General features: G+C 60.2%; 28 protein-coding genes. 19 read left to right on the forward strand and 9 right to left on the reverse strand.

The genetic code is table 11. The features are described 5' to 3' along the window. Window positions 1–37: 37 nt before the first annotated feature. The 4 genes from K6118_RS10115 to K6118_RS10130 are packed head-to-tail and all read left to right on the forward strand — an operon-like array spanning window position 38 to window position 5,878. Window positions 38–1,552: a TolC family protein gene (locus K6118_RS10115; RefSeq protein WP_247120231.1), complete on the forward strand. Its 1,515-nt coding sequence runs from the start codon at window positions 38–40 to the stop codon at window positions 1,550–1,552. After that, on the forward strand, window positions 1,549–2,331 hold the full coding sequence (locus K6118_RS10120; RefSeq protein WP_247120232.1) for an efflux RND transporter periplasmic adaptor subunit: 783 nt from the start codon (window positions 1,549–1,551) through the stop codon (window positions 2,329–2,331). Before K6118_RS10115 ends, K6118_RS10120 begins: the two co-directional genes overlap by 4 nt. 10 nt (window positions 2,332–2,341) lie before the next feature. Then, entirely contained in the window at window positions 2,342–3,706 is a 1,365-nt protein-coding gene (locus tag K6118_RS10125) for an efflux RND transporter periplasmic adaptor subunit (protein ID WP_247120233.1), read from the forward strand. A 3-nt stretch (window positions 3,707–3,709) separates the two neighbouring features. Then, window positions 3,710–5,878 (forward strand): site-2 protease family protein, encoded by a 2,169-nt coding sequence (locus tag K6118_RS10130; RefSeq protein WP_247120234.1) that lies wholly within the window; start codon window positions 3,710–3,712, stop codon window positions 5,876–5,878. Between the two features lie 46 nt (window positions 5,879–5,924). On the opposite strand, the gene K6118_RS10135 is transcribed toward K6118_RS10130, so the two are convergent. From K6118_RS10135 to K6118_RS10150, 4 genes are all read right to left on the reverse strand, one after another. Beyond that, entirely contained in the window at window positions 5,925–6,665 is a 741-nt protein-coding gene (locus K6118_RS10135) for a hypothetical protein (protein WP_247120235.1), read from the reverse strand. Between the two features lie 89 nt (window positions 6,666–6,754). Next, a complete protein-coding gene (locus tag K6118_RS10140) occupies window positions 6,755–7,888 on the reverse strand; it encodes an aromatic ring-hydroxylating oxygenase subunit alpha (RefSeq protein ID WP_247120236.1) in 1,134 nt (377 codons plus the stop codon). Continuing rightward, window positions 7,888–8,763 (reverse strand): dimethylarginine dimethylaminohydrolase family protein, encoded by an 876-nt coding sequence (locus K6118_RS10145; RefSeq protein ID WP_247120237.1) that lies wholly within the window; start codon window positions 8,761–8,763, stop codon window positions 7,888–7,890. Before K6118_RS10145 ends, K6118_RS10140 begins: the two co-directional genes overlap by 1 nt. Then, the gene (locus K6118_RS10150) at window positions 8,760–10,118 is read right to left on the reverse strand and encodes an APC family permease (protein WP_247120238.1); all 1,359 of its coding nucleotides are present in this window, start codon (window positions 10,116–10,118) and stop codon (window positions 8,760–8,762) included. The genes K6118_RS10145 and K6118_RS10150 overlap by 4 nt, the downstream gene beginning before the upstream one ends. Window positions 10,119–10,310: 192 nt before the next feature. Here K6118_RS10150 and modA point away from each other — a divergent pair, with 192 nt between their 5' ends. The 6 genes from modA (at window position 10,311) to nadC (ending at window position 15,635) form a co-directional block, all read left to right on the forward strand. Next, window positions 10,311–11,096 (forward strand): molybdate ABC transporter substrate-binding protein, encoded by a 786-nt coding sequence (modA, locus tag K6118_RS10155; protein ID WP_247120239.1) that lies wholly within the window; start codon window positions 10,311–10,313, stop codon window positions 11,094–11,096. A gap of 364 nt (window positions 11,097–11,460) precedes the next feature. Continuing rightward, window positions 11,461–11,763, forward strand: coding sequence for an ArsR/SmtB family transcription factor (locus tag K6118_RS10160; protein WP_247120240.1), 303 nt, complete (start codon window positions 11,461–11,463; stop codon window positions 11,761–11,763). Window positions 11,764–11,768: 5 nt separating this feature from the next. Next, a complete protein-coding gene (locus tag K6118_RS10165) occupies window positions 11,769–12,746 on the forward strand; it encodes a cation diffusion facilitator family transporter (protein WP_247120241.1) in 978 nt (325 codons plus the stop codon). Continuing rightward, the gene (locus tag K6118_RS10170; RefSeq protein WP_247120242.1) at window positions 12,746–13,651 is read left to right on the forward strand and encodes an MBL fold metallo-hydrolase; all 906 of its coding nucleotides are present in this window, start codon (window positions 12,746–12,748) and stop codon (window positions 13,649–13,651) included. The genes K6118_RS10165 and K6118_RS10170 overlap by 1 nt, the downstream gene beginning before the upstream one ends. Before the next feature lie 123 nt (window positions 13,652–13,774). Further along, a complete protein-coding gene (gene nadA, locus K6118_RS10175; protein WP_247120243.1) occupies window positions 13,775–14,773 on the forward strand; it encodes a quinolinate synthase NadA in 999 nt (332 codons plus the stop codon). Window positions 14,774–14,789: 16 nt separating this feature from the next. Further along, window positions 14,790–15,635 (forward strand): carboxylating nicotinate-nucleotide diphosphorylase, encoded by an 846-nt coding sequence (nadC, locus tag K6118_RS10180; RefSeq protein ID WP_247120244.1) that lies wholly within the window; start codon window positions 14,790–14,792, stop codon window positions 15,633–15,635. A 6-nt stretch (window positions 15,636–15,641) separates the two neighbouring features. Here the strand turns inward: nadC and K6118_RS10185 are convergent, their stop codons facing one another. The 3 genes from K6118_RS10185 to rpmF form a co-directional block, all read right to left on the reverse strand. Further along, window positions 15,642–16,058 carry a DUF6869 domain-containing protein gene (locus K6118_RS10185; RefSeq protein WP_247120245.1) on the reverse strand — a complete coding sequence of 139 codons (417 nt, stop codon included), beginning with the start codon at window positions 16,056–16,058 and terminating at the stop codon, window positions 15,642–15,644. A 201-nt stretch (window positions 16,059–16,259) separates the two neighbouring features. Beyond that, on the reverse strand, window positions 16,260–17,045 hold the full coding sequence (locus K6118_RS10190; RefSeq protein ID WP_247120246.1) for a M48 family metallopeptidase: 786 nt from the start codon (window positions 17,043–17,045) through the stop codon (window positions 16,260–16,262). Between the two features lie 127 nt (window positions 17,046–17,172). Beyond that, window positions 17,173–17,358 (reverse strand): 50S ribosomal protein L32, encoded by a 186-nt coding sequence (rpmF, locus tag K6118_RS10195; protein ID WP_247120247.1) that lies wholly within the window; start codon window positions 17,356–17,358, stop codon window positions 17,173–17,175. Between the two features lie 272 nt (window positions 17,359–17,630). Here rpmF and K6118_RS10200 point away from each other — a divergent pair, with 272 nt between their 5' ends. The 9 genes from K6118_RS10200 (at window position 17,631) to K6118_RS10240 (ending at window position 24,836) form a co-directional block, all read left to right on the forward strand. Further along, window positions 17,631–18,569, forward strand: a complete 939-nt coding sequence (locus K6118_RS10200; protein ID WP_247120248.1) for a 2-hydroxyacid dehydrogenase — start codon at window positions 17,631–17,633, stop codon at window positions 18,567–18,569. 140 nt (window positions 18,570–18,709) lie between these two features. After that, window positions 18,710–19,687 carry a calcium/sodium antiporter gene (locus tag K6118_RS10205; RefSeq protein WP_247120249.1) on the forward strand — a complete coding sequence of 326 codons (978 nt, stop codon included), beginning with the start codon at window positions 18,710–18,712 and terminating at the stop codon, window positions 19,685–19,687. Beyond that, a complete protein-coding gene (locus tag K6118_RS10210; protein ID WP_247120250.1) occupies window positions 19,684–20,451 on the forward strand; it encodes an SDR family oxidoreductase in 768 nt (255 codons plus the stop codon). The genes K6118_RS10205 and K6118_RS10210 overlap by 4 nt, the downstream gene beginning before the upstream one ends. 4 nt (window positions 20,452–20,455) lie before the next feature. Next, window positions 20,456–20,881 (forward strand): dihydroneopterin aldolase, encoded by a 426-nt coding sequence (folB, locus tag K6118_RS10215; RefSeq protein WP_247120251.1) that lies wholly within the window; start codon window positions 20,456–20,458, stop codon window positions 20,879–20,881. Window positions 20,882–21,231: 350 nt separating this feature from the next. After that, window positions 21,232–23,118: an excinuclease ABC subunit UvrC gene (gene uvrC / locus K6118_RS10220; RefSeq protein WP_281500745.1), complete on the forward strand. Its 1,887-nt coding sequence runs from the start codon at window positions 21,232–21,234 to the stop codon at window positions 23,116–23,118. A gap of 111 nt (window positions 23,119–23,229) precedes the next feature. Further along, entirely contained in the window at window positions 23,230–23,781 is a 552-nt protein-coding gene (gene pgsA / locus K6118_RS10225; RefSeq protein ID WP_281500746.1) for a CDP-diacylglycerol--glycerol-3-phosphate 3-phosphatidyltransferase, read from the forward strand. A gap of 7 nt (window positions 23,782–23,788) precedes the next feature. Next, window positions 23,789–24,040: a molybdopterin converting factor subunit 1 gene (gene moaD, locus K6118_RS10230; protein WP_247120254.1), complete on the forward strand. Its 252-nt coding sequence runs from the start codon at window positions 23,789–23,791 to the stop codon at window positions 24,038–24,040. A gap of 2 nt (window positions 24,041–24,042) precedes the next feature. Further along, complete coding sequence (locus K6118_RS10235) at window positions 24,043–24,492, forward strand: molybdenum cofactor biosynthesis protein MoaE (RefSeq protein WP_247120255.1); 450 nt, start codon at window positions 24,043–24,045, stop codon at window positions 24,490–24,492. Further along, window positions 24,492–24,836: a cupin domain-containing protein gene (locus K6118_RS10240; protein WP_247120256.1), complete on the forward strand. Its 345-nt coding sequence runs from the start codon at window positions 24,492–24,494 to the stop codon at window positions 24,834–24,836. Before K6118_RS10235 ends, K6118_RS10240 begins: the two co-directional genes overlap by 1 nt. A gap of 71 nt (window positions 24,837–24,907) precedes the next feature. Here the strand turns inward: K6118_RS10240 and K6118_RS10245 are convergent, their stop codons facing one another. Continuing rightward, entirely contained in the window at window positions 24,908–25,789 is an 882-nt protein-coding gene (locus tag K6118_RS10245; RefSeq protein WP_247120257.1) for a hypothetical protein, read from the reverse strand. Window positions 25,790–25,798: 9 nt separating this feature from the next. Further along, entirely contained in the window at window positions 25,799–26,173 is a 375-nt protein-coding gene (locus K6118_RS10250) for a GntR family transcriptional regulator (protein WP_247120258.1), read from the reverse strand. Window positions 26,174–26,192 lie beyond the last annotated feature (19 nt).

The following is a 26,192-nucleotide window of genomic DNA, read 5'->3' on the forward strand; positions in this document are numbered from 1 at the left end:
GGGGATGGCTCTGGCAACAGGCCGTCAGGGATTGCATATGAAAAGACGCATACTGCCACTTCTACTCACCTCCACATTTCTGATCACGGGCTGTGCTATCAAGCCGGTTCCTTTCACCGACGCGGAAAATGCGGCCCGTGCACAAACCGACCTTCAGGCCCTTTTCAAGGACCAGGAACCGATCAGCGCGCCGCTCACGCTCGATGACGCCATTGCCCGCGCACTCAAATATAATCTCGACCAGCGCCTGAAGCTGATGGAGGAAGCGGTCGCGATGGGGCAGCTGGATGTCGCCCGCATGGACCTGCTGCCTGATCTTGTCGCCCGCGCCGGTATCTCGAGCCGCAGCAACAAGGACAGCACCTACAACACGGCCAAAACCGCGACCTCAACCAGTTCGGACCGGACGCGCAAGACCGCCGACCTTTCCGTCAGCTGGAACGTGCTCGATTTCGCGATCGGCTATATGCGTGCCCGCCAGCAGGCGGATACCGCGCTGATCGTTCAGGAACGCCGCCGCAACGTGATCCACAATGTGGTCAATGACGTCCGCCGGGCTTATTGGCGGGCGGCGGCTGCAGAACGCGCGCTCAAGCAATTCGCGCCTGTAATCAAGCGTGTGCGTGGCGCCCTGGATGAAGCCCAGAAGCGTGTGTCTGAGAATGTCGGCAATTCGCTCGATGCCCTCAAATACCAGCAGGACCTGCTGTTGACGCTGCGTGAATTGGAAACCCGGCACCGCCAGCTTCTGGAAGCCAAGACCGAGCTTGCGACCCTCATCAACGTCCGCCCGGGGACTGACTTCCACTTGGCGGCGGCCGATGGCCCCATCCCGACCGCTGAGCCGGATATGCCAATGACCGTCGACAAGATGGAAACCGAAGCGCTCAAGAACCGATCGGAACTCAGGGAAGAAGCCTACCAGCTCCGCGTCTATCGCCGTGACGCCAAGATCGCCGTCATGGACATGCTGCCAGGCCTCAACTTCACCACCGGCATCAATTACACCAGCGACAGCTACAAGCTGAACCAGGATTGGTACGACGGTGCGATGAACCTGTCCTGGAACCTGATGAAAATCGTTCAGGCGCCAGCCAACCTGCATTTGGCCAATAGCAATATAGACCTGTCGAAAGTCCGGCGGCTCGCGCTTTCCATGGCTGTGCTCAGCCAGGTGCATATTGCCGAACTGCGCTTTAACCACGCCAAATCGGACTTCGACCTCGCCAATAAAATCGCCAATGTACAGGACCAGATCTTCGACCGCCTGAGCGCAGGCCGCAAAGCGAACACCATCAGCGAAGCGCAGGAAATCCGCGGTGAAGTCCGGGCGCTTCTGAGCGGCTTGCAGCGGGACATGGCCTATGCCGACATGCAGGCAGCCTATGGGCGTATCTTCGCGACCGTCGGCGCCAATCCCCTCCCCGCCTCAGTGCCGGACAACTCGGTTGCCTCACTCTCGAAAGCCGTGGGTACCGTGCTTGCCAAGTGGGACAAGGGCCAGTATGACGAACCGGAACGCTTGCCGGAGGGAACCGCCGTTTCGCGATGACGACACGCTTTTTCAACCACTCCCGGGTGCGGCGGACGGCTTTGTCCGCCGCCCTTCTATTGTGCCTGCCGGCCCTTGCCCCCAAGGTGATGGCGGACACTGACACCACGAATGCATACGAGGCCCGGGCGCTCGTTACCACCAGCGAATGGGCCGTGCTTTCAAGCCAAATTCTGGCGCCCATCGCCTCCATGCCGAAACGCCCCGGCGCAACCTTCCATAAAGGCGATACACTCGTCACCTTTGACTGCGCGCCCTATAAGGCCCAGCAGGCGGCACAAGCAGCCGCTGTCCGCAAGGCCGAGGCGCAACTGGCGGCCCAGGAACGGTTGTTCGAGCTAAAATCGGCAGGTGAGCTGGATGTGGCTATGGCCCGCGCCGACCGGGACCGCGCCCAAGCCAACCTTGAGCTCCAGAACATCAACCTGGACCGCTGTGCCATCAAAGCGCCTTTCGCCGGCGCCGTCGTTGGCTGGGATGCCAGGCCGCACCAAACGGCGGAACCCGGCGCCAAGCTTATCGAAATTGTCGGCACCAGTGGCTTGGAGCTAGAGCTTATCGTGCCTTCAGCCTGGCTTGCCTGGCTCAAGAAGGGCCAAATGGTGACCGCCCATATCGATGAGACCGGGGGTGCCATCAAAGGCCAGGTCAGCCGCCTCAGCGGCCGGATCGACCCTGTCAGCCAAACAATCAAGATTTATGCTACCATTGCCCCCGGACAGGGGAAATTGCTGGCTGGCATGAGTGGCCGGGCTATTATCGACCACCCGGCAAACTGACGGGGAACCCATGGACGACGGACGCCAGATTGAGACCAACACGAACGGGGCCACCGCCGCCGGGCTGCTGCTGACGCTCGCCCGCACGCTCCGCCATGCGCCGGACCTGACGGCTCTCCGTTTCACCCTCGTCTCCGACCCGCGGCGGCTGATCGCCTACAAGCAGGCGATCCTGCTCGAACGCGGCCTGAGCGGGAAGTTGAAAGTCTCTGCCGTTTCCAACGTCGCGACAATCGACCGGAATGCCCCATTCGTCGTGTTCGTCGAGCGCACAATGGCGAGCTTCGACAAGGCAGGTGAGCTTGAGGGCGCCCGCACGGTCGACCCCGCCAGCCTTGGCCAGCTTGACCGGGCGGAATGGCAGGAATTCCTGTCGGATACCGCCTTCTGGCAGCCGATCATAGCGCCAGATGGCAGCATGCTCGGCGGTCTTCTTTTCATCCGCCCTGAACCGTGGACCGAAACTGAAACCATCCTCCTGGCCGAGGTAGCCGATAGTGCAGGCCATGCATGGGCGGCGCTCCTAAACGCAGGCAAGAAAAAGGCTGTTTCGAAACCGAAACTTTCTCGCAGGACCAAATTGATTGCCGCAGGCGCCTTTGTCGCCCTGATGCTTCTACCCGTGCGGTTGAGCGTGATTGCCCCGGCTGAAGTTGCGCCCAAGGACCCAGCGGTGGTTGCCGCCCCCATGGCCGGTGTCATTCGTGAGGTGTTCGTCAAACCCAACGCCGAAGTCCACAAGGGCGACGTGCTGTTTTCGTTTGAAGACGCCGAGCTTAAGGCCAATGACGCCATCGCAAAACGTGCGGTCGAGGAAGCTGAGGCTGAGCTTAAACGCGCGAGCCAGCAAGCGTTCGGCGATGCCCGCGGCCGGGCCGAGGTCGCGCTACTGAGGGCGCGGTTGGCGCTCCGCCAGGAACAGGCAGCCTATAGCGCCTATCAGCTGTCCGAAGTTAACGTCACGGCCCCCACAGACGGCATTGCCATTTTCGCGGATGCCAACGACTGGCGCGGCAGGCCGGTCTCCACCGGGGAGCGGGTCATGGCGGTGGCTGCGCCTGAAGACGCCGACGTGAAAATCATGATCCCGGTCAAGGATGCCATCGACTTGAAACCGGGGGCCGAGGTTCGCCTGTTCCTGGATGTCGCACCCTTGTCGGCCTTGGATGCCACGCTCGAGCGCGCATCCTACCAGCCGGTGACAACACCCGCAGGCAAGCTCGCCTATCAGGCAGTTGCCCGCTTCAAGGACGGCACCAAGGTGCCCCGGATCGGCTTCAAGGGCTCTGCCAAGGTGCTGGGCGAGCGCGTTCCCTTGTTCCTGTTCCTGTTCCGCAGGCCGCTTGCCGCCCTCCGCCAGATGGTGGGGATATAGGCCATGGCAGCGGCGGATCAGGCGCCCACGAACGGTGACGCCGAGGATCAGGACTATCCCCTGCCCCCGCTTCGGGAGGACCTGCACCTCCTGCCCGCTGAGCGGGACGAGTATGGCGCGCCGGGCTGGACGATCCATGACCCGGTCCGCAACCGCTATTTCCGCATCGGCCTGCCCGCGTTCGAAATGCTGAGCCGCTGGGGCGCGAGTACCGCCCAGGCACTGGTCGATCAGGTCAATGCAGAGACCATTCTCAGCCTCGAGGTGGCAGATGTGGACGGCCTGATCCGCTTCCTGCACGGCAATGGGCTTCTCATCCGCTTGGGCGATGCCTCAGTCGCGGAGTTTGGCCGTATCCACGCCGCCGGAAAGCCGCCATTCCTGAAGTGGCTGCTGCACCATTATCTGTTCATCCGCATTCCGCTCGTCCGGCCTGACCGGTTCCTGAGAAAAACCCAGTGGATCGCCGACCTGTTTGCCTCGCGCGCGGCGCATATCACGGTGCTGACTCTCGGCATCATCGGGCTGTTCCTGACCCTGCGGCAGTGGGACCGGTTTATCGGCACCTTCATGCAGTTCGCCAACTGGCAGGGCGCGCTGTGGATCGCGCTGACGCTGACGCTGACCAAGGTCTTGCACGAGCTCGGCCATGCCTATACCGCCACGCGTTATGGCTGCCGGGTACCGACCATGGGCGTGGCTTTTCTGGTCATGTACCCGGTTCTTTATACCGACACGTCTGACGCCTGGAAGCTCACGAACCATATAGACAGGCTGCGGATTGGCTCCGCCGGTATACGGGTCGAACTCGCGCTTGCGCTTATCGCCACTTTCCTGTGGCATGTGGTCCCCGAAGGACTGGCGCAGTCCGCCGCCTTCCTCGTGGCCTCCACCACATGGGTGTCGACGCTTCTGGTGAATATGAGCCCCTTCATGCGCTTCGACGGCTATTATCTGCTGTCGGATTATCTGCGCGTGCCGAACCTGCAGGACCGTGCCTTCGCCCTCGCCCGCTGGAAAATACGCGAAATGCTGTTTGGGCTGGGCGCGCCGATGCCCGAGCCATTCAGCGAAAAACGCCAGCGCACCCTTATCCTCTATGCCTTCGGGGTATGGATTTACCGCCTCACCCTGTTCCTCGGCATCGCGCTCGTGGTCTATCATCTGTTCTTCAAAATCCTCGGCATCCTGCTGTTCATGGTGGAGATCGGCTGGTTCATCGCCCTGCCTGTGTTCCGAGAGCTAACAGTCTGGTGGCGCCACCGCGGCCAGATGAAACCGACCAACATGTTCAAGGCGCTTGCGGGTGGCCTTGCCGCTGCCCTGATCCTGTTCGCCGTTCCCTGGCGCGGCACGGTAACGGGCGCCGCCATTCTGGAAGCGCAGGCGGATACTCCGGTCCTGACCGCCAGCGCCGGCCGCCTCACGGCTGTGAAGGTGAAGAATGGCGAGGTCGTGAAGGCAGGTGATGTCCTGTTCCAGTTCAGCTCGCCTGAGCTGGATGACAAGCTGGCTGGGCAGAGGCTGCAACTGCAAGAAGCGGAGATTTCGCTCGCGCAGGCCCGGGTTGGTGGCCGTGCCCTGGCGACCGTGTCACCGCTTGAGAAAGAAGCCCTGCGTCTGAAAGCCGGTCTTGAAAGCCTGAAAGCACGGGAAGACCTGCTGACCATCCGCGCGCCGATTGCCGGACGGGTGCGGGACCTCGCCGAGGGCCTGCATAACGGCACTTGGTTCAGCGCCAAGACACCGCTTGCCCGTATCGTCAGCACCGAGGCTGGCGGCAGGGTTGTCGCCTATGTCTCCCAGACCGACATCGGTCGCCTGCGGGCCAACCCGGACGCGCATTTCCTGGCGGACAGCCCGACCGCGAAGATATTGAAGGTAACCATCGATGATATCGACAAGATTGGCGCCTCAACCCTGGAAGCCCCGGCGCTTGCCAGCATCTTTGGCGGTCCGCTTGCGGCCCGGCGCACGGAACACGGCAGGCTGGTGCCTGTGGACGCTGTTTACCGGGTAACCGGGCATATCGATGTGAGCACAGCCCCCATGGCAGCGCCCTTCGCCCAGGCGCGGCGTGGCACCCTCAAGCTCGACGCCTCCGCGCAAAGCCTGCTCGTCCGCGCCTACCAATCGGTCGTGGCCGCGCTTCTCAGGGAAACATCCTTCTAGACTAGCGCGGCTTCTGGCGGTGGCGCGCAGCAGGCACGGCTTCCATCTATACTATGAGCCAAGACACACCAATGCTCTGGAATGGGTCATTGACGTCATCAGTCCCGAAGAGGTTCAGCACCATGGTTTCGAGCTTTCCGACTTTGAAATGGAACTCGAGCGCATTATGGCACTGAGATGCTTCATGCGCACACTCGAACAACTCTATATAAGTTAAGTTGGACAGATCGGCGTTCTTTCGCAGGGTCTTCCATAACGAGTCACATTTGTCTCTGCCTTCACCCTTCGCCAGCGCTTTACAGAAATCAGCTTCAGATACCGAACCAGCCCACTCCCGAAGTTTCGGTAAAAAATCGATAATTCCGCCATATTCAAGTGACGGCGAAACCCGAAACCAATGTCCTACTGCATTACAAGCATCAGGCCCTTGGGGCTTCTCGGCCATTAGGCTCCATGACTGGAAATAATAGGGTAGAGACCGAAGCTTTGCTTTGTCCTTCTCCCACTCAGGATACCAAAGATGGTGGTGCCTTTTTGTACAGCCCCCGTCTGGGAGTGCAAAGGGCGGACTGTCCCAATCGATCTCCAGCACAGAACTATTCGTCCGAGCTCGGTACTTATGAACACCCGCCATATCTATGGAGCGAAGCTTCAATCCTAATACTTGCTCAACGGCATCAAGCGCCTCCTTTTCGGTCACAGGCAACGGCTGCCGTATTACCAACTGCGCATGCACAACAGGTGACAAAACGAACATGAGCAGAATTATAAAAAGCTTTTGTGCCATACTATCCCCTTTAATTGTTACTTTATATCACTTCTTAGGTAAGTAACAAGTCAGCTCAAAAGCTTGGAAAGGGTGTTGCAGATAGCTTATTAGGGTTTCGACCTATGCCGGGCCGAGGGCACGGCTTCACGGATGCGGGCGGCGCTGTCGCGCAGGCAAACTTCGGTCTTCGCCAGAGGGCCGGTGACGAAGCTCGAATCCCCCATGCCGTTCTGGACCCGGTTGATGATCGCCGTGTCCTCGGCATTGACCTCGCGGTTGATGCGCCAGTTCAGATACCGCGCCGCCTTCATCTCGCGCCGGTCATCCGGGAGCACATAGGCGATTTCGCGGATCATGGTCTCGGTCGGCGAGATCGGGATGAACTGCATGAAATCCATCTGGTCCGGGTAGATGTCGAACGCCAGGTTCGGCCACAGGCGGTAATAGACCCAGTGGCGCTGCTTGTCCGCGGGCAGATGATCGACTGGCGGCAGCAGGTTCTTGTAGGCGCGGGTCGACCAGCAATCCTTGCGGGTTTCCATCACGTCGCCCCACATTTTGTGAATGTCGCCCTTCACTTCCATGCCGTAGGTGTTGCCGACAAGCCCCGAAAGGCCGGGATGCGCCACTGGAATATGGAGCGCATCGACATAATTGTCGGCGATCTGTTTCCAGTTGACCACGCGGGGGCGCAGGGTCACGCGGCCGAGCGGCTGCATCTCCTCGAACCTATAGGGTTTGATTTCGTCGATATAAGGCGCGAACTGGTCGGCGACGCTTGGCCCGCCCGGCTGAAGCCGCGCCCAGATGAAGCCAAGGAATTCCTCAGTCTCCACGGTCGCGAGGCCATGCTGGGCGCGGTCGAACTCCTCGAAATCGCGCTCATAGGGCACGTTGATGAGCGTGCCTTCAAGGTCCCAAGTCCAGGCATGATAGGGGCAGCGGATACGGCCGGGGCAAGAGCCGCTCGAGCCCTCGAGAAGCCGGGAGCCCCGGTGGCGGCAGACATTGTGGAACACGCGCACGCCACCTTCCCTGGTGCGGAGCGCCACCAGACGGTCATTGAGGAGATCGAGCGTGACATAGTCGCCCACATTCGGGATGTCGTTCCGGTGGCAGACAAGCTGCCACGACGGGCGTACCACAGCCTCCATTTCGGCTGCGAAGAAATCCGGGTCGCTGTAAGTCCAGGAAGGCAGGCTTTCGCCCGTATGGACCGGCATGGCGCTATCGTCGAACATCACACGTCTCTCCTGAGCGGCCGGGTCAGGCAGGTCGGTCCGCCTTCACCCTTGCGGCTGATTTCATCACCTTTGTAAGTCTGGACCCGGCAGCCTGCGCTTTCAAGCCGTGCCCGCGTTTCCGGAAGCCGGTCCAGCATCACTACATCCCGCGGGCCGACCGCCAGCACGTTGCAGCCCATGGGGATAAACTCTTCTTCCGGCACCTCGACCAGCTCCACGCCCTTGGAGGCGAGCCAGGCGACGAAGCTGTCCGGCATGAGCGGCCGGTAAACGAGCGCGAGGTCACGGTCCAGCGGGCTGATCATCGACATCAGGTGGAACACATCCTCCGGATGGTCTGGCGCCGGCAGCGGCACCACATGCACGTCCACCCCGCCGCCGAGGATCGCCTTCAGCTGCTCGATACCGTCCGCGTTGGTGCGCGGGCCGAGGCCCACGGCAAGCGCAGTCTCATCGAGCCAGATCAAATCGCCACCCTCGATGGTACCGGGGGCTTCGATAACGCCTGCGACCGGGAAGCCCATCGCGCCGAGGGCGGCTGCATTCAAGGCCGGTTCATGGTTGCGGCTCGCCCGCCCCATGGTGCAGACGATCAGTCCATCGGGGCTGACAAGCAGCGCATCGCGGGCATAGATGGAATCGAGCGTGATCTCACCGTTCGTCGGCAGTTCGATGACCTCCGCGCCCGCTTCGGTCAGGAGGTCGCAGAAGGCCGCATGTTCGGCGCGTGCGGCAGCGAGATCGGGCGCGGCATGGAAGCGCAGCTGCTGCCATTCGTCCGTGATTTTGGCATCGCTCTGGTAGGCCGCGTCGGGCGTGCGCACGGCCACGGCCTTCAAGGCGCCATATTCGTTGAAACCGCTAAGCTTCATTCCGCAGCCGCCTCCTCTGCCGCCTCGCCTGCATCCACGGCGTCTTCCAAGGCGTTGGCCTTTGCCCGCATGTCGGCATAGACCGGCACACCTACCATCAACAGGAGGAACCCCCAGTACACAGCTTCCGTGCCAGCACCGCCGATCGCCCACAGGCTATAGAGGAACCCGAGCACAGCCGTAATGCCGTCCCGCAGGCGCTCACGCCGGCTGAGGCTCTTGTCCCCGGCGGCGAACAGCCACGCGGCCCCGGCCGAAAAACTGAGCGGCACCACGGTGGTGAGTGTCGACAAGAGGATCAGGAACTCGAACGCGCCGACCAGGCCCTTCACATAATTCATCATCAAAGCCGCCGACGACAGCACCGCCCCCACAAGGAAGGCCACACCGGGGGTTCCCCGTTTCGTGAGCTGCCCGAACGCTTGCGGGAAAAGGCCGTCCATCGCCGCCGCCATCGGCATCTGGCCGACCGCGAGGATATTGCAATTGAGCGCGCTCGCGGTCGCGACAAGGGCGACAAGTGCCACAAATCCTGCGCCCCAAGGGCCGAGAAGAACGCTGGCAGCATCCGCAAGCGGCGAGGTGGATTTCATCAGTTGCTCGGACGGCACGAGCCCGAATACGACAACCGTAACGGCCAGATACAGCACCACCACAAGCCCGACCCCGGCAATAAGCGCCCGCGGAATGGTTTTCTTCGGCTCCTTGATGTCGCCTGCCGGGATGGTACCGACCTCGAAACCGACAAAGGCCCACATGGCCAGGGCCCCCGCGGTCGCCAGCGCCGCAAGCGGGGAGCCTGAGGGCATGACCATCGTGTCATAGACCTCACCGCGCGCGCCGACGAACCCAAGCGTGCCGAGGAGCACAAGCGGCAGAACCTTGGCAATGGAGGTGACCAGCTGGAACACGCTGCTGTGGTGGATGCTATGGAAATTGAGATAGGTCAGCACCCAGATGATGCCAACGCCCGCGGCGATTGAAGCCCCGGGGCTCGCCGTCACCGCAGGGATAAAAACGCCGAGATAGCCGACAAAGGCGACCGCGATGGCGGCACTGGCCACCCAGACCGAGACCCAGTAGCCCCAGGCCATCAGGAAGCCGGCGAAATCGCCAAAGCCCGCACGGGTATAGGCATAAGGCCCCCCGACTTTCGGGATCCGCTTGGCGAGCGCCGCCAAAGAAAAGGCCAGCGCGAGCGTACCCGTGCCGGTAATGAGCCAACTGCCAACCCCGATCCAGCCATATGGCGCCAAGACCGTCGGCAGCATGAAGACACCCGAGCCGATCATCAGACCGACCACCAGCCCCCACGCGCGCCAAAAGCCCATTACGGGTTCATGTTTCTCATCCATAAATGCTCCTTCCCCCTGAGCAGGCTCAAGCCTAGACGGGAAAAAGCCAGTGACCAAGCGCAATTGTGCCCGTGCGCGCATTCCGAACTGGGCAGCCCACAGGGAAAACCGCCAGGGAGAGGCCTGCTTGCGTGAAGCCGGAAAACTGACTATGCCGGAAAGACCAACCCCTTCGCGACCCAGGAGCCCGCCATGCCGCATCGCTTTCTAAGTGCCATCCTGTGTGCCACCGCCCTGATACTGGGGGGACAGGCAGCCCGCGCGGATGAGCCCAAAAAACCGCTGATCGTGTTTGCCGCCGCAAGCCTCACCGATGTTCTCAAGGCGGAAGCCACCGCCTGGGCCCGCGAGACCGGCAAGCCGATGCCTCGTCTCTCGTTCGGCGCCAGTGCCACGATGGCGCGGCAGGTTGCAGCCGGCGCCCCCGCGGACCTGATGCTGTCCGCCAACCCGGCGTGGGTGCAGATGCTGGAAAAGGGCGGGTTTTTGTCAGGGGCCCCAGTGCCCCTCGTCAAAAACAGCCTCGTGCTGGTGGTGCCCTCCCGTGGTGCGGCAGGCACACCGGGCCACCTTGTAACCAGGGAATTGATTGAAAAAACGGTCGGCGGCGGCAAGCTTGCCCTCGCGGACCCGGCCATCGCCCCCGCAGGCGCCTATGCCCGCGCCTTTCTTGAACACATCGGCCTATGGCTGCCGCTCAAACCCCGGCTCGCCCTTGCCCCCAATGTGCGCCAAGCGCTGCTTTTGGTGGAACGCGGCGGGCTTCCCGGCTTTGTCTACGGCAGTGATGCCGCGGCCAGCAAGCGGGTTATCATCCTCGGCACCGTGCCGGAAGGCAGCACCAAGCCCATCCTCTATATGGCCGGCATGACCAAAGCGGCACAGGCGGATGCCAATGCTTTCCTGACCTATCTCACCAGTCCGGCCAGCGGACCCGTATGGCGCCGTTTCGGCTTCACGCCGATTGTTTCAAATTGAGACATTATTTTCCGTATCATTTTGAAACAAGACTGCCCCATTTTGGGACATTCCGGCATCCTAAAACCATAACATGTTGATTTTAAACAGCATTAAAAACTGGCACGGCCCTTGAGTATAGGAGGGCGAACCTGGAACTCCGGCTGCCACCGAATTCTAGGTCCAGATTTAGGGTCGTCCCGCTGCCACGGGAATGACTAGAGACTTGGAACCGACTGCATCTTCTTGCCCCACCTCAATCCGCTCGATGCAGTCGGTTCCAGACCACTCTCCCCAAAAATTCAATTTCACTCTTGTCGCTTGGCGGCATTTTGCTATATGTAACATATGAACATGTATTGAATTGTTTGTAGGTTATATCATCATGGCCTCTGACCACAATATCGCCGAACTGGCCGACCTGTTCCGGCTTCTGGGGGACACGACACGCCTGCGTATCGTGCTTGCCTGTGTCTCCGCGCCTGTGTCGGTCGGTGATCTCGCCCATAAGCTCGACCTGAGCCCCTCGCTTGTCAGCCATCACCTCAGGCTCTTGCGCGCGGCCCGTATCGTCAAATCGGAAAGAAGCGGCAAACAAGTTTTCTATGTCGCGGCCGATCAGCATATCTCCGGGATGCTCGCGGATATGCTGGACCATATTTCAGAACCTCACCCGGAAGCAGATTGACCTTTATGACTTCTCCCCAGGCATCACATTCATCCTGCAGCCACGACCACGGCATCGGACATAGCCATCACCATGGCGATCCGGCTGACCACAGCCGGGCGTTCGTCATCGCCATTCTGCTCAATTCGGTCTTCGTTGTTACCGAATTCGCGTATGGCTTCATCGCCGATTCAACCGCCCTCATGGCCGATGCCGGGCATAACCTGTCTGACGTGCTGGGATTGATCCTGGCCTGGGGCGCGGTATCCCTGGCCCAGAAAGCGCCGAACGCGCGCTATACCTACGGCCTCAGGAACAGCACGATCCTGGCGGCGCTCGCGAATGCCATCATTCTTCTGTTCGCCTGCGGCGGTATTGCCTGGGAGGCCATCAGCCGTTTTGCCGCCCCGCCTGAGGTCGCAGGCGCGACCGTCACCACGGTGGCCGGGATCGGCATCATCATCAACAGCCTGTCCGCCTGGCTGTTCATGAAGGGCAGCAAGCATGACCTCAACATCCGCGGCGCTTACCTGCATATGGCGGCTGACGCGGCAGTGTCCCTCGGCGTTATGGTCGCCGGGCTGGTCATGATGAAAACGGGCTGGTACTGGCTCGACCCGGTGTTCAGCCTCGTCATCGTCGCCGTGATCCTCTTCAGCACATGGCGGCTTTTGAAGGAATCGCTCGCGCTCGCCATGGCGGCGGTACCGGCCAGCATCGATGCCGCCTCGGTAACCGACTATTTGAAAGCACAAACCGGTGTCAGCGATGTGCATGACCTGCATATCTGGGGCCTCAGCACCACCGAAAGCGCGCTGACCGTCCATCTGGTCATGCCGGACGGCCACCCCGGCGATGTCTTCATCGACACGGTGACAAGCGGCCTTAACAGCCGCTTCGCCATCAGCCACGCCACATTGCAGATTGAAAACGGCACCACCGAGCATACATGCAGCTTAATCCCTAAGGGCAAATCCGCCCATCCGGGATGGGAGCGCGCCTGATGGCAACGGAATATATCATGGGTATCCCGGTCGAGTACGGTACGCCGGAGCAGGTCAGCGACCGGGTCGTCCGCGTCATGTGCCGGAACCCGAGCCCCTATACCTACACGGGCACGGGCACCTATCTGGTTGGCGCAGGCGACAATCTCGCCATCATCGACCCCGGCCCGATGATGCCCGAGCATGGTGAGGCGATCCTGAAAGCGGCAGGCACACGCACCATCAGCCATATCCTGGTGACCCACACCCACATCGATCACAGCCCCTTAAGCGGCTGGCTGGCGGCGAAAACCGGGGCCCCGGTTTATGCCTACGGCCCTCACGGCGCAGGCCGTAAGGGCGGGCTTGAGGAAGAAGAGGTGGAAGCCGGGGCCGACAAGGCTTTCACGCCCGATATCCTCCTGAAAGACGGAGACAGGCTTGAGGGCGACGACTGGACCTTGCGGGCGATCCATACCCCCGGCCACACCGCCAACCATCTGTGTTTCATGCTGGAGGAGGAAAAGACCCTCTTCTCAGGCGACCATATCATGGGCTGGGCGACCACGGTCATCTCGCCGCCTGACGGCGACATGCGTGACTATCTCAAAAGCCTCGCCCGGGTGATTGAGGAAGCCCCGGATCGGCTGTTACCGACCCACGGCCCGGCGGTCGAGGGTCCCAAACGTTTCGTCCGCGGGATCATCACCCACCGCCGGATGCGTGAGGGCCAGATCATGGCGCTTCTTGAAGAAGGCCCCATGACCATCGATATAATGGTCAGCCGCATGTACAAGGATGTGGACAAGCGCCTGCATGGGGCGGCCGCACGCTCGGTTTTCGGGCACCTGATTGCGCTTGTGGATGAAGGCCGTGTGGCCACGGATGGCCCGCCTAGGTTGATGAGTGAATATCGGCTAAGCTGAGGCCCAACAAATCCTTGATTGCCAAGGCGCAGCCGGGCCGGTATCTATGCGGCAGATTTATGACAGGAACGCACGCGCGGGACGCAGCGACAAGCCCTCCCCCGCGGGAAAAGACGAAGACCTATGAACCTGATAAACAACCCCACCGTTGACCCCACCCTTGACCTGGTGGCTGAGATCAATCGCCTGAGGAAAGAGAAGAACGCCGTTATCCTGGCGCACTATTATCAGGCCGCCGAAATCCAGGATATTGCCGATTTTGTCGGCGACAGCCTGGACCTTTCGCGCAAGGCGGCGGAAACCGACGCCGATGTCATCGTCTTCTGCGGTGTGCGCTTCATGGCCGAAGTTGCCAAGATCCTGAGCCCGAACAAGAAGGTTGTGCTGCCGGACATGAAAGCCGGCTGCAGCCTCGAGGACAGCTGCCCGCCGGATGAGTTCGAAAAATTCGTCAAGGCGCACCCGGACCATATGGTGCTGAGCTACATCAACTGCTCGGCCAAGGTGAAGGCGCTGACCGACATTATCGTCACCAGCTCGAACGCTGAACATATCGTCGCGTCGCTGCCTGAAGACCAAAAGATCATCTTCGCGCCCGACAGGCACCTGGGCGGTTACCTGTCGCGCAAGCTCGGCCGCGATATGCTTTTGTGGCAGGGTACCTGCATCGTCCATGAGATGTTCTCGGAAAAAGAGCTGATCAAGCTGATGGCCAAGCACCCGGACGCGCCTGTGGCCGCCCACCCCGAATGCCCGGACCAGATCGTGAGCCACGCCGACCATGTGGGCTCCACCAGTTCGATCCTGAAGTTCGCGACCGAAAGCGATGCCGACACCATCATCGTCGCCACCGAACCCGGCATCATCCATCAGATGCAGAAAGCCGCGCCCCACAAGACCTTTATCGGGGCGCCCGGTGCTGACGGCAATTGCAGTTGCAACACCTGTCCCTTCATGGCGCTCAACACCATGGAGAAGCTGTATCTGTGTCTGCGTGACCTTGGCCCGGAAATCGACCTTGACGAGGAAACCCGGGTGAAAGCCGAAAAGCCGCTGCGCCGGATGCTGGAACTGAGCCCCCAGAAGGGTGCCGCCAAAGACGTCTCCGCCGTCGGCGCCTGATGCGGGACACGCTTTCATGACCGACTTTCCGCTGAGCGCCCAAGAGATCGAAACCTTCATCGACATCGCCTTCGCCGAGGATGTCGGTGACGGCGACGTTACCTGTGCGACCGTGATCCCCGCTGAAGCCCGCCTGAAGGCGGTGATGAATGCGCGCGAGGATATGGTGGTCGCAGGCCTGCCGCTGGTGGCGCCGATCTTCCATCAGCTTGACCCGGACTGTCAGGTCACGTTCGACGCCAAGGACGGCGACAAGGTCCGCCCCGGCACGCCGCTGGTCACGCTTGAAGGCAAGGCACGCGCGCTACTGACCGCAGAACGCACCGCGCTCAATATCGTCCAGCACCTCGCAGGCATCGCCACCCTCACCCGCACCTATGTCGACCGGATCGATGGTACCGGCGCACGGCTTCTGGACACGCGCAAGACCATCCCCGGCCTGCGCAAGCTGGAGAAATACGCCACGGCCATGGGCGGCGCCAAGAACCACCGCATGGGCCTGTTCGATGCCGTGATGATCAAGGATAACCATATCGCCGTAGCAGGCTCCGTCTCCAAGGCCGTCGCTGGCGCCAAGGCGGCAGGCCGGACTGACATCCAGGTTGAGTGCGACACGCTCGACCAGGTCAGGGAAGCGCTGGATGCGGGCGCCAATAGCCTGCTTCTCGACAATATGTCACTTGCCATGCTCCGCGAGGCTGTGGCCATGGTGGACGGCAGGATAACGTGCGAGGCCTCCGGCGGTGTCACGCTGGAGACGATCCGACCGATTGCCGAAACCGGTGTCGATTATATTTCCGTGGGACGGCTGACGCAGTCAGCACCTGCCGTGGATATCGGGCTCGATTTCTCAGCCGCTTAAGGGATGTCAGCCTTCTGACGGTGACAGCAACTGGTCGCCGTGGCTCGTCCGGATCGCGTGCAGGCCTTCACTAAGCTGGGACCACAGCCCTTCATCAACCGCATTTTTCCACACACACGAAAGCGCCACACAGAAGTTGGCGTTTTCACGCGCGGCCTCCAGAAGCAGGCCTAGCATTTCTTCGCCATGGCAACGCATCAGGTCCTTGAGCGGGCCCGTTCCCAGGCTCGCCAGCGCCTTGGCATTGTCCGCATCCGCGCTGTTGGCAATGACCCACGCCACCTTGAAGCCAAGGGACGCTTCGTCCTGGCAGAGGCGAGAAATCTTGCCCAGAGAAAACATCTCAGGTTGGTCGAGCCGCTGCCCTCCCCGGAAGAAGGCCAGATAGTCCGACGCCAACTTGTGTATTTCCGTTTCCTGCATTCGCGTTATCCCCTCAAGGGACCCTTGCCTGCATTACACAATGCACCATTCTACCATTGCGAGCAATAGCCCCACCCCACTCAATCGGCTGCATCATGCTTATTTGTCAGGGGTCACGCAAACTTCAGATAGAATTTAGATAAAATTCTAAGGATAATAGCAATTCCAGATAGCGGTTTGAGTTGAAACCAGAATCAGCCCTTACCGCTTTTTGTAAACGCTAAGATAGTATGGCATTTGCGCCTGCAAACGGTCGATACGTTTATCATCCGACGGGTGCGTTGACAGGAAAGTCGGCGGCCCACCGGCATCCTTGAGGGTTTTCATATGCTCCCAAAGCCGGACAGCCGCCCGGGGGTCATAGCCAGCCTTGGCCATGTAGCGGGTGCCGATATCATCGGCTTCCAGCTCCATCGACCGGCTGTGCGGCAAAGCGACAAACCCCTGGGCCGCCAAACTTCCGAGCCCCACCGCGAGCTGGGCCTTCTCATCGTCCTTGGTGGCAGCGCCGACCGCAGCGCCGACGCCCACGATGATCAGGCTCTGCATCTGGGCGCGACTGAGCTGCTCGGCGCCATGGCGCAGGACCGCATGGGCAATCTCATGCCCCAGCACGGCCGCGAGCTCGGCATCATCGGTCAAGCTGTTGACCATTTTGGCGTAAACGGCAACTTTACCACCGGGAAGCGCCCAGGCATTGAGGACGGGTTCGTCGATCACGACGAAATCCCAGGGCAGGTTCGGATTGTCTGAGATGGCGGCGATCCGCTTGCCGATCCGGCGCACACGATCAACCATAGGGCCGCTTTCCAGAACCGGGGCGGTTTTCTTGACCTCAGCCATCGCCTCAAGACCAAGGGACGTATCTTCGGACGCCGGAATGGTGATGAACTGTGACCGTCCGGTCACCTCATTCGTGGTGACGCACGCGCTCAATACAAAAATGAGCGCCGCGCCGACGACATGTTTCAGTGACAATTTGCCCATTTTGCCCTCCCCGTTCCGGCTAAATCCGATAGGCACCATGGTAGCAAATGCACAGCGGGAGGTGTAGGCCATAAAAAAACGGCGCCCCATACTTGGGACGCCGTTTTTTTCGGTCGAAGCGAAAGGCTTAATAGTCGCCTTTGGGCTCCAGAATCTGCTTACCACGGTACATGCCGGTCTTCAGGTCAATGTGATGACGCAGCTTGTATTCGCCGGTGTGCGAGTCTTCTTGGAAGTTAACCGGCGCCAGGGCGTCGTGCGAACGGCGCATGCCACGGCGGGACGGCGTAGTTTTTCTCTTAGGAACTGCCATTTCTCTAACCTTCTCTAGTCACCGGGGCACGGCTTTTGGCGCCACCGGCCATCTCCACCGGGCCCACATGCGCGTGAACCCCTTGATTCGAGGCGCGGACCATAAGGCCTGCACCGGTAAAAAGCAAGGAAAACACGCAAGCGGCCTTCTTCGCCTTTTGTTCGGGCGCACAGATAATTGATTCCCTAAAGCTTTTCAAGCTGACTTTTGCCTTTTATGCCCTATGTGACGCCTGTAGGGGATAAAAGGCATTATTCAGGGAAGGAGGTTCCATGACGCGCATCCTGTTTTATCTGGACGGTTATAGCCACGACATGTGGCGGGGCTGTTTTAAGAAAATCGACCCTTCCATCGATTTCAGGAGCTTCCCGGACTGGGGTTCCCCGGATGACGGCCCAGCCTACGCCTTCGTGTGGGAAGCTGAACCCGGCCTCCTGAAGCGCTACCCGAATATCAAGGCGATCTTTTCCCTGGGCGCCGGCATCGACCACCTGATGGCCGACCCGGACCTGCCGAAAGATGTGCCGATCATCCGGATGGGGGATGACGGCCTCAAGGAAGGCATGGCTGAATATGTGCTGATGAATGTGCTGATGCACCACCGCAAAATGCTCAATTTCATTGCCGACCAACGCCACAAGAAATGGCAGCGGGCCTTTTCCCTCGCCGCCAGGGACGTGCGCGTCGGTATCCTCGGCTATGGGGCACTCGGCAAATGCGCAGCCGCAACCCTCAAACCCATAGGTTATAATCTCGCCAGCTGGTCCAGAAGCCCGAAGCCCGCGGAAGACGGCATCCGCCACTTTCACGGCATGGACCAACTCAATGACTTCCTCGCCCGCACAGACATCCTCGTCGGCCTTCTGCCCTCCACCAAGGAAACGGAGGGCCTGATGAATTTCGAACGGCTCTCCCGCCTGCCGGAAGGCGCCGCCGTCATCAATGCCGGGCGCGGCACACTCATTGTCCTTGATGACCTTATCGCGCTTCTGAACAGCGGCTATATCAATGGGGCGACGCTTGATGTCTTCCCGGAAGAGCCCCTCCCCGCGGATCACCCCTTGTGGGAGCAGGAAAAGGTCATCATCACACCGCATTCCGCCGCTATCACACGGCCGGATACCGCCGCCGAATATGTGCTTCGGAACATCGCCAGGATCGAGGCAGGCGACACGCCTGAAAACCTGCTCGACCTCAAGCTTGGCTACTGACCTATTCACAAAGGGCATCCACCCGGACAACCATATGAAAGTGAAACCCAAGCCACCCCTTCCCATCGGCGAACTTAATCCCTATATAAGCGTCTAAAGACGTCCTCGCGTGGCGCCAGTAATAAGGATTCGATCACCCCATGGCCTATGTTCAAGTTGTTGCCGGGCTTGTCCTTCTTGTGTTCGCCGGTGACTTTTTAGTACGCGGCGCCGTGTCTTTGGCGCAGCGGGCTGGCATCTCTACGCTGGTGATCGGCCTGACCATCGTTGCCTTCGGCACCTCCGCCCCCGAACTGGTGGTCGGGGTAGATGCCGTTATCAACAAGGCACCGACCCTGGCGCTTGGGAATGTGGTCGGCTCCAACATCGCAAACGTGCTGCTGGTCGTGGGCCTGCCCGCGCTGATAGCCCCCATGCATTGCGGGGCGCCCCGGCTCGGCCGCAATATCGGCATCATGATCGGCGCGACGCTTATCTTCATCGCCATGGCATACCGCGGTGTGATCGACTGGCCCATGGGCACTGTCCTGCTGTCGGGCCTTGTCCTGTTCCTTCTCTATTCCGCGCTTCGCGCCAAAGGGCACCCGGAAGCGGTTGACCCCCTGCAAGACCTGGATGGCCTGCAGGAACGGCCCGACAGTTACGCCTTCGCGAGCATCCTGGTGGTTGGCGGACTTATCGGCCTTGCCGCCGGGGCACACTGGCTGGTGGATGGCTCGGTCTCCATTGCCCGCGCCTATGGGGTCTCCGAAGCCGTCATCGGGCTGACGCTGGTTGCCATCGGCACCAGCCTGCCGGAACTGGTGACAGGCCTTGTCGCCGCCGTACGCGGCCACTGCGACGTCGCTGTCGGCAATGTGGTCGGCTCCAACATCTTCAATATCCTCGGCATCATGGGCGCCGCCTCGATCGTCGGCCCGATCCCGGTGCCGGAACCCTTCCTGCGCGTCGACCTGTGGGTGATGCTGGGATCGGCTTTGTTGCTCGTCCCCTTCTGCCAGCGTAGAAGCTATGTCACCAAGCTGAGCGGCATCTTCCTGCTGGGGCTTTACGTCGTCTATCTGGTCTATCTGGCGCACACGGCCGATAGCGCCGCCGCGATGGGGCTTGCTGTATGACACTGAAGGACGCAGCCAAAACCGTCCTGATTACAGGCGCTGCCCGGCGTATCGGCCGGGCAATTGCGCTTGATCTCGCCAAGGCCGGCTGGTCCGTGGCCATCCATTGCCACAACGCCACCGTTGAAGCCGATGACACTGTTGCTGAAATCCGGGAAGCGGGGGGAACGGCGGTCGCCCTGATGGCAGACCTGGCCGATGCGAAAGCTACCTGCGCCCTGGTCCCTGAAGCTGCAAGTGCGCTCAGCGCGCCGCTTACCGCGCTTATCAACAATGCCTCGCTTTTCGAGAAAGACGACATCGCGGACCTGGCGGTCGAAAGCTGGGACAGGCATCAGGCCGTCAACCTGCGCGCGCCCGTCCTGCTTGCCCAGGCCTTCAACAAGGCGCTTCCGGGCGGGGTCATGGGCAATATCGTCAATATCATCGACCAGCGCGTCTTGAAGCTTAACCCGCAATATATGTCCTATACCGCCTCCAAGGCCGGGCTTTGGACCGTGACACAGACCCTCGCCCAGGCCCTGGCGCCGCGGGTCCGCGTCAATGCCGTGGCCCCGGGGCCGACGCTCAGGAATGCCCGTCAAAGCGCGGAAGAGTTTGCCGCCGAGCAGGCCCGGACGCTGCTCGGATGCGGCCCGACACCTGAGGAAATTTGCACCACCGTGCGTTTTCTGCTTGAGACTCCGTCCGTCACCGGGCAAATGATTGCGCTGGACGGCGGTCAACACCTCAAGTGGCGCACCGACGATATCTTAGAGGACTAGGTCCATGACGCATGATGACGCTGGCATAAACGCCAATATTTTGCATCTGCCCTTTGCCGATGCCACCCGCTCCGTGCGTCATGTATTCGTGCGCGACTATGAGACCGAAGCCGAGATCGGCGTCTATAGCCATGAGAAAGGCGCCCACCAGAAAATCCGCATCAACGTGGATCTGTCCGTCCTTGAAGCCACCGACCATCATGACGACCAGTTAGATAACGTCGTCTGTTATCATGACATCGTCAAAGGCATCCAGACGATCCTGACAGCTGGCCATATCAACCTCGTCGAAACACTGGCCGAAAAAATTGCGGCATTAGCCCTTGACGACAATCGGGTGATCGGTGTCCGCGTCAAAGTTGAAAAGCTCGAAGCGATCAAAGAGGCCATGTCTGTCGGGGTCGAGATCGAGCGTCATCGGCGTCCATAAATCCTTAACCGTTTAGTAACAATTGGTATTTTTCTGCCTGCGCTTAACCGCAAGTGCGGTGAGTTGTACACACCGAATCGGTGACTGCCACAGGGGTCATTTCCAGACAAGATGACATTTATGCAGATGGTAAAAATCTCTTGTTGACCTAACTGATAGCTATATAAATCAATGACTTAACAATTTTGCCTATTTTTTGGGCAATCAGGGGAAACCCTAGTGTTACAGCCGTGTTGCAGTTTATGTGCAGAAGTTCCCCACAAACTTATCCACAGGATAAGTGGAAATCTTTTTCTCGACTCAAAATTAACAAGTTGATCGATTGATTCCCTCCCGGACTTCCGCCAAAAATGGATGCAACAGCATTTCCGGAGACACACGCGGTGAGCGACACCAGCCTCGACATCGGCACCGACATCATCAAAACCCACCTGAAGACGGCTCCGTCCGCGCCAGGGGTTTACCGGATGCTGAACGAGCATGGTGATGTGCTGTATGTCGGCAAGGCCAAAAGCATCCGCAAACGCATTGTCGCCTACACCCAGGCGAACCGGCTGACCATCCGCCTCAAGCGCATGGTGGCAGCGACCCGGTCGATGGTGTTCGTCACCACCCGCACGGAAGCTGAGGCCCTGCTTCTTGAAGCTTCGCTGATCAAGCGCTTCAAACCACCCTTCAACGTGCTCCTCAAGGATGACAAAAGCTTCCCCTATATCCTCCTCAGGGAGGATCATACGTGGGCGCAGATCACCAAGCACCGTGGGGCGAGGCGCCACAAGGGTCAATATTACGGCCCGTTCGCCAGCGCGGCCGCGGTCACCCGCACGCTCAATACGCTACAGAAAGTCTTCCAGCTCCGCTCCTGCACCGATGCCGTGCTCGAAAGCCGGACGCGGGCCTGCCTGTTGCATCAGATCAAGCGCTGTTCCGCGCCGTGCGTGAACAAGATCAGCAAGGCCGACTATGACGACATGGTCGCCGAGGCCCGCGCCTTCCTCGAAGGCCGCACCAGCAGCATCCAGAAGAAGTTCGCCGCCGCCATGCAGGAAGCCTCGGACGCGCTGGAGTTTGAAATCGCCGCCGTCTACCGCGACCGCCTGAATGCGCTGACCCAGATCCAGAGCCACCAGAGCATGGTCGGCGCCATGGTAGACGAAGCCGATGTCATCGCCGCCGATGTCATCGCCGACCGCGTCGGCATCCAGGTCTTCTTCTTCCGTGCAGGCCAGAACTGGGGCCACCGCGCCTATTTCCCGAAGCATGACAAGACCGACAGCATCGAAGACGTACTGTCGGCCTTCATCACCCAGTTCTATGACAACAAGCCCGCGCCAAAGACGATCCTGACATCCCATAAACCGACGGACGCTGCGCTCATCGCCGGGGCGCTGACCGAACGCATGGGCCGCAAGGTCGAGCTGACGGTCCCGGTTCGCGGCCGCAAGGCTGAACTGATGCGGGAGGCCAAAAGGAACGCCAAGGAATCGCTCGAACGCCGCATGGCTGAAAGCGCAAGCCAGGAACGGCTCCTCGAAGGGGTGGCGGATCTCTTCGACATGGCGGAAGCGCCAAAGCGCATCGAGGTCTATGACAACAGCCATATCCAGGGCACCAATGCCCTCGGCGGTATGGTTGTCGCCGGGCCCGAAGGCTTCATGAAAAACAGCTACCGCAAGTTCAACATCAAGTCCGAGGAGCTGACGCCGGGCGATGACTTCGGCATGATGCGCGAAGTGATGCGCAGGCGCTTCTCCCGCCTGATGAAGGAAGACGCCAGCCGCGACCGCGGCCACTGGCCGGACCTGCTGCTGATTGACGGCGGCAAGGGCCAGCTTTCTGCCGTCACGGAAACGCTGGATGACCTTGGCGTTTCAGATGTCGCCATTGTCGCCATCTCCAAGGGGCCGGACAGGAACGCCGGGCGCGAACAGTTTCATATGCCAGGCAAACCGACCTTCATGCTGCCGCTTACCGACCCTGTGCTCTATTATCTGCAGCGCCTCAGGGACGAAGCCCACCGCTTTGCGATCGGCAGCCACCGTGCGCGCCGGTCCGGTGACATCAAGAAATCACCGCTCGACGGCGTCCCAGGTATCGGACCCAAGCGCAAGAAAGCGCTGCTCCATCATTTCGGCTCCGCCAAGGCCGTGGCCGATGCCGACGTGCGTGACCTCGAAAGCGTCGACGGCATCTCCCACGCGACAGCGCAGACAATTTACGACCATTTCCGCGGCTGAATGCCGCAGCCAAACCACATTCCACCCGATCCTCCGTGCGTGCCATTGACGCGCCTTCGCAATCAGCTATTGTGAAGCCAAGTCCCACCCCCACGCGAGTAGATACAGATTATGTGGACCCTGCCGAACATATTGACCATGTCGCGGATTTTCGTGATCCCGATCTTGGTGGCGTCTTTTTACATGAAGCAGCCGCTGGGCAGCCACATTGCCTTCATCCTGTTCTTCTTCGCTGGCATCACCGACTTTTTCGATGGCTATCTCGCCCGCGCGACCGGCAGTGTCTCGAAAATCGGCGTGTTTCTTGACCCGATCGCGGACAAGCTGATGGTTGGCGCTATCCTGCTGATGGTGGTCGCCACGGGTTGGGTCAGCGGCATCCATGTTGTGGCTGCCGTCATCATCATGTGCCGCGAACTTCTGGTTTCCGGCCTGCGGGAATTCCTGGCCGGCATCCAGGTCAGCGTTCCTGTCAGCATGGCAGCCAAATGGAAAACCACGGTGCAGATGCTTGCGCTCGGCGCCCTGTGCTGGGCCAAGGGCGGCGCGGCCTTCGACATTCCGTCCCTTGAAATCGGCATTGCGCTTCTTTGGGCAGCAGCCGTTCTTACCCTCTATACCGGCTACGACTATTTGCGCGCCGGGCTCAAACATATGGTATAGTTAGCGTATGCAGCTCGTATATTTCGCATGGGTGAAGGAACGCGTCGGCAAGTCGGAGGAAACACTCCACCTGCCGGAACACGTCAACACCGTGCGTGAACTGCTCAGCTACCTGTCAGGCATTAATGAAATCTATGCCCATGCCCTTGCCGAACCTGAAAAACTGCGGGTCGCGGTGAACCAGACGCATGTGAAGCTCGATCATCCCGTCATTGATACCGACGAAGTCGCCATCTTCCCACCCGTCACCGGGGGCTGATAATGGCCCATGTGTCGGTTCAGCAAGCCGACTTCGATGTCGGCGGTGAGATCGAAGCCCTGAAGGAAGGCCGCACGGACGCTGGCGCTTTCGTCAGTTTCACCGGCACCGTGCGTGACATGGACGGCAATCTCAAAAGCCTGACGCTCGAACATTATCCCGGCATGACGGAGACCGAACTCGCCCGTATCGCAGGCGAGGCTGAACGCCGTTGGCCCCTCCTCGGCTGCCGGATCATCCACCGTTTCGGCACGCTCGCACCCGGTGACAATATCGTGCTGGTCATCACCGCAAGCGCGCACAGACGCGCCGCCTTCGAAGCCGCCGAGTTCCTGATGGATTTTCTGAAGACCCGTGCGCCTTTCTGGAAAAAAGAAGCGACAGCTGCGGGCGACGCCTGGGTTGACGCCAAAACAGATGACGACGACGCGCTGGAAAAGTGGCAATCCTGATGATGAAAGTGAATGCCCAGACCCTGCCCGAAGACCCGTGGGGAGATGGTGCCAAGGCTTGGCGCCTTCTTGACCGGGATGACATGGCGATCGCCGAGGAGACTATCCCCGCAGGCGTGGGCGAAACCCGCCATTTCCATGCCCATACGCGCCAGTTTTTCTATGTGCTTGAGGGCACGCTCTCAATCGAGCTTGAAGGCGATGTCCACCGTCTCGGCCCCGGCGATGGGTTAGAGATTGCCCCCGGTGCCAAACACCGCGCCCACAATGCGGACGATAAGCCAGTGCGGTTCCTCGTCGCTTCCTCCGGCCTCACCAAGCGGGACCGTACCAACCTCGGCTAAAAAAATGGGGCGACCAAACCGACCGCCCCGAAAAGATAAGCTTAAGAATTGTTGTTCTTGTTATTTCGGGGCTAACCGGCGGGCAGCGTGTCGTCTGGCTTGTAGACATCGAAATCCATCGTCTCGGGCCTGATCTTATCCAGGGTCATGCCAATCGCGAACACGACACAGGCCTGCATGTAGAAGCTGGTCACCACAGGTCCCACATCATGGAGACCATAGCGGCGCATGGCATCAATGACGATCAGGAACAGGCTGACCCCGATGGAAGAGTAAACCAGCCCCTTTACCGTGGTTTTTGTCTGCAGCATCTGGTCGGCATGGCCGGCTATCGGGTTCAGCTTCTTGCCGGAAATGAAACGCCGGATGATGAAGACATAGGCAAGGTTCATGCCCGAGATCAGCAACAGTGTCGCCACGACACTGGTTCCCCAGCTTTCTGGCGCCCCCTTCCCTGACAGAAAGAAGGCCAGCCATGCCACATAGAGGACGGCGGCCACCGCCACATACGGGAGTGCAACAAAGTCAGATAGGCGCCTGGGGGTGAGATCCGCAACGCGCAATCGGGGGCGATAGGCCGCACGCATGGCCTTGAACTGAGCCATTTCCTTGATCGACAGATAGAGATAGGGCATGGCCTGCAGGATGAAATAGCCCGCACAAGCGCCCCGGCTGAGCCCCCAAGTCAGCATAAGTCCCATGGCCACCACTCCAAGGGCGGCTATGATCATATTGACCGCCAGATACAGGCGGGCCTTGCCCTTCATGCTCGCTTCAAAGCCCGGCCCCGCATCCGGATAGAGCTTCGGATACTCGGCTGGTGGAAAATGCTCCAGAACATAGGTCATCCGGGCCATGAGCTTGCGCGGATAAAAGAGGGATATCAGAACGATCTGGCACGCAAACACCAGATAGAAAAGTGCCGATACGGCTGTCGTGGTTATGTCGGCCATCGGGGGCTCCTATTTATTCTGCATTATGTTGGCAAATGCGATACGGATTTCGCTGTCGGTGGCGCCACGCGCGCGGCATGCCTCAATGATTTCGCCCAATTGGGCTTCCAGCCAGGCGGCCAGGTCGAAATCCACATGGGCCTTGGCATCCGGATGCACAAACGTGCCCCGGTAGCCCTTGGTCTGAATCACATGGTCGCGTTCCAGCAGCCGGTAAGCTTTCGCCACCGTCTTGTTATTGAGATCCAGGTCGTTGGCGAGCTGGCGGATCGAGGGTAGCGCGTCTCCTGCCTTCAGGCTGCCGGCACCGATGGCCGCCTTGATACCCGCAATCAGCTGGGCGAACAGCGGTTCCTCGGCTTCTATGTCTATGGTTATTTGCATAGCTTTCTCGTCTGTCGTG

This window comes from Kordiimonas marina, from assembly GCF_023006325.1.
In the GTDB taxonomy this organism is placed as follows: domain Bacteria; phylum Pseudomonadota; class Alphaproteobacteria; order Sphingomonadales; family Kordiimonadaceae; genus Kordiimonas; species Kordiimonas marina.

What these genes read in the sequence shown, in the direction of transcription:
- K6118_RS10115 (WP_247120231.1), top strand. Translation starts at nt 38, where the DNA reads ATGAAAAGACGCATACTGCCACTTCTACTCACCTCCACATTTCTGATC.
- K6118_RS10120 (WP_247120232.1), top strand. Translation starts at nt 1,549, where the DNA reads ATGACGACACGCTTTTTCAACCACTCCCGGGTGCGGCGGACGGCTTTG.
- K6118_RS10125 (WP_247120233.1), top strand. Translation starts at nt 2,342, where the DNA reads ATGGACGACGGACGCCAGATTGAGACCAACACGAACGGGGCCACCGCC.
- K6118_RS10130 (WP_247120234.1), top strand. Translation starts at nt 3,710, where the DNA reads ATGGCAGCGGCGGATCAGGCGCCCACGAACGGTGACGCCGAGGATCAG.
- K6118_RS10135 (WP_247120235.1), bottom strand. Translation starts at nt 6,665, where the DNA reads ATGGCACAAAAGCTTTTTATAATTCTGCTCATGTTCGTTTTGTCACCT.
- K6118_RS10140 (WP_247120236.1), bottom strand. Translation starts at nt 7,888, where the DNA reads ATGTTCGACGATAGCGCCATGCCGGTCCATACGGGCGAAAGCCTGCCT.
- K6118_RS10145 (WP_247120237.1), bottom strand. Translation starts at nt 8,763, where the DNA reads ATGAAGCTTAGCGGTTTCAACGAATATGGCGCCTTGAAGGCCGTGGCC.
- K6118_RS10150 (WP_247120238.1), bottom strand. Translation starts at nt 10,118, where the DNA reads ATGGATGAGAAACATGAACCCGTAATGGGCTTTTGGCGCGCGTGGGGG.
- modA (WP_247120239.1), top strand. Translation starts at nt 10,311, where the DNA reads ATGCCGCATCGCTTTCTAAGTGCCATCCTGTGTGCCACCGCCCTGATA.
- K6118_RS10160 (WP_247120240.1), top strand. Translation starts at nt 11,461, where the DNA reads ATGGCCTCTGACCACAATATCGCCGAACTGGCCGACCTGTTCCGGCTT.
- K6118_RS10165 (WP_247120241.1), top strand. Translation starts at nt 11,769, where the DNA reads ATGACTTCTCCCCAGGCATCACATTCATCCTGCAGCCACGACCACGGC.
- K6118_RS10170 (WP_247120242.1), top strand. Translation starts at nt 12,746, where the DNA reads ATGGCAACGGAATATATCATGGGTATCCCGGTCGAGTACGGTACGCCG.
- nadA (WP_247120243.1), top strand. Translation starts at nt 13,775, where the DNA reads ATGAACCTGATAAACAACCCCACCGTTGACCCCACCCTTGACCTGGTG.
- nadC (WP_247120244.1), top strand. Translation starts at nt 14,790, where the DNA reads ATGACCGACTTTCCGCTGAGCGCCCAAGAGATCGAAACCTTCATCGAC.
- K6118_RS10185 (WP_247120245.1), bottom strand. Translation starts at nt 16,058, where the DNA reads ATGCAGGAAACGGAAATACACAAGTTGGCGTCGGACTATCTGGCCTTC.
- K6118_RS10190 (WP_247120246.1), bottom strand. Translation starts at nt 17,045, where the DNA reads ATGGGCAAATTGTCACTGAAACATGTCGTCGGCGCGGCGCTCATTTTT.
- rpmF (WP_247120247.1), bottom strand. Translation starts at nt 17,358, where the DNA reads ATGGCAGTTCCTAAGAGAAAAACTACGCCGTCCCGCCGTGGCATGCGC.
- K6118_RS10200 (WP_247120248.1), top strand. Translation starts at nt 17,631, where the DNA reads ATGACGCGCATCCTGTTTTATCTGGACGGTTATAGCCACGACATGTGG.
- K6118_RS10205 (WP_247120249.1), top strand. Translation starts at nt 18,710, where the DNA reads ATGGCCTATGTTCAAGTTGTTGCCGGGCTTGTCCTTCTTGTGTTCGCC.
- K6118_RS10210 (WP_247120250.1), top strand. Translation starts at nt 19,684, where the DNA reads ATGACACTGAAGGACGCAGCCAAAACCGTCCTGATTACAGGCGCTGCC.
- folB (WP_247120251.1), top strand. Translation starts at nt 20,456, where the DNA reads ATGACGCATGATGACGCTGGCATAAACGCCAATATTTTGCATCTGCCC.
- uvrC (WP_281500745.1), top strand. Translation starts at nt 21,232, where the DNA reads ATGGATGCAACAGCATTTCCGGAGACACACGCGGTGAGCGACACCAGC.
- pgsA (WP_281500746.1), top strand. Translation starts at nt 23,230, where the DNA reads ATGTGGACCCTGCCGAACATATTGACCATGTCGCGGATTTTCGTGATC.
- moaD (WP_247120254.1), top strand. Translation starts at nt 23,789, where the DNA reads ATGCAGCTCGTATATTTCGCATGGGTGAAGGAACGCGTCGGCAAGTCG.
- K6118_RS10235 (WP_247120255.1), top strand. Translation starts at nt 24,043, where the DNA reads ATGGCCCATGTGTCGGTTCAGCAAGCCGACTTCGATGTCGGCGGTGAG.
- K6118_RS10240 (WP_247120256.1), top strand. Translation starts at nt 24,492, where the DNA reads ATGATGAAAGTGAATGCCCAGACCCTGCCCGAAGACCCGTGGGGAGAT.
- K6118_RS10245 (WP_247120257.1), bottom strand. Translation starts at nt 25,789, where the DNA reads ATGGCCGACATAACCACGACAGCCGTATCGGCACTTTTCTATCTGGTG.
- K6118_RS10250 (WP_247120258.1), bottom strand. Translation starts at nt 26,173, where the DNA reads ATGCAAATAACCATAGACATAGAAGCCGAGGAACCGCTGTTCGCCCAG.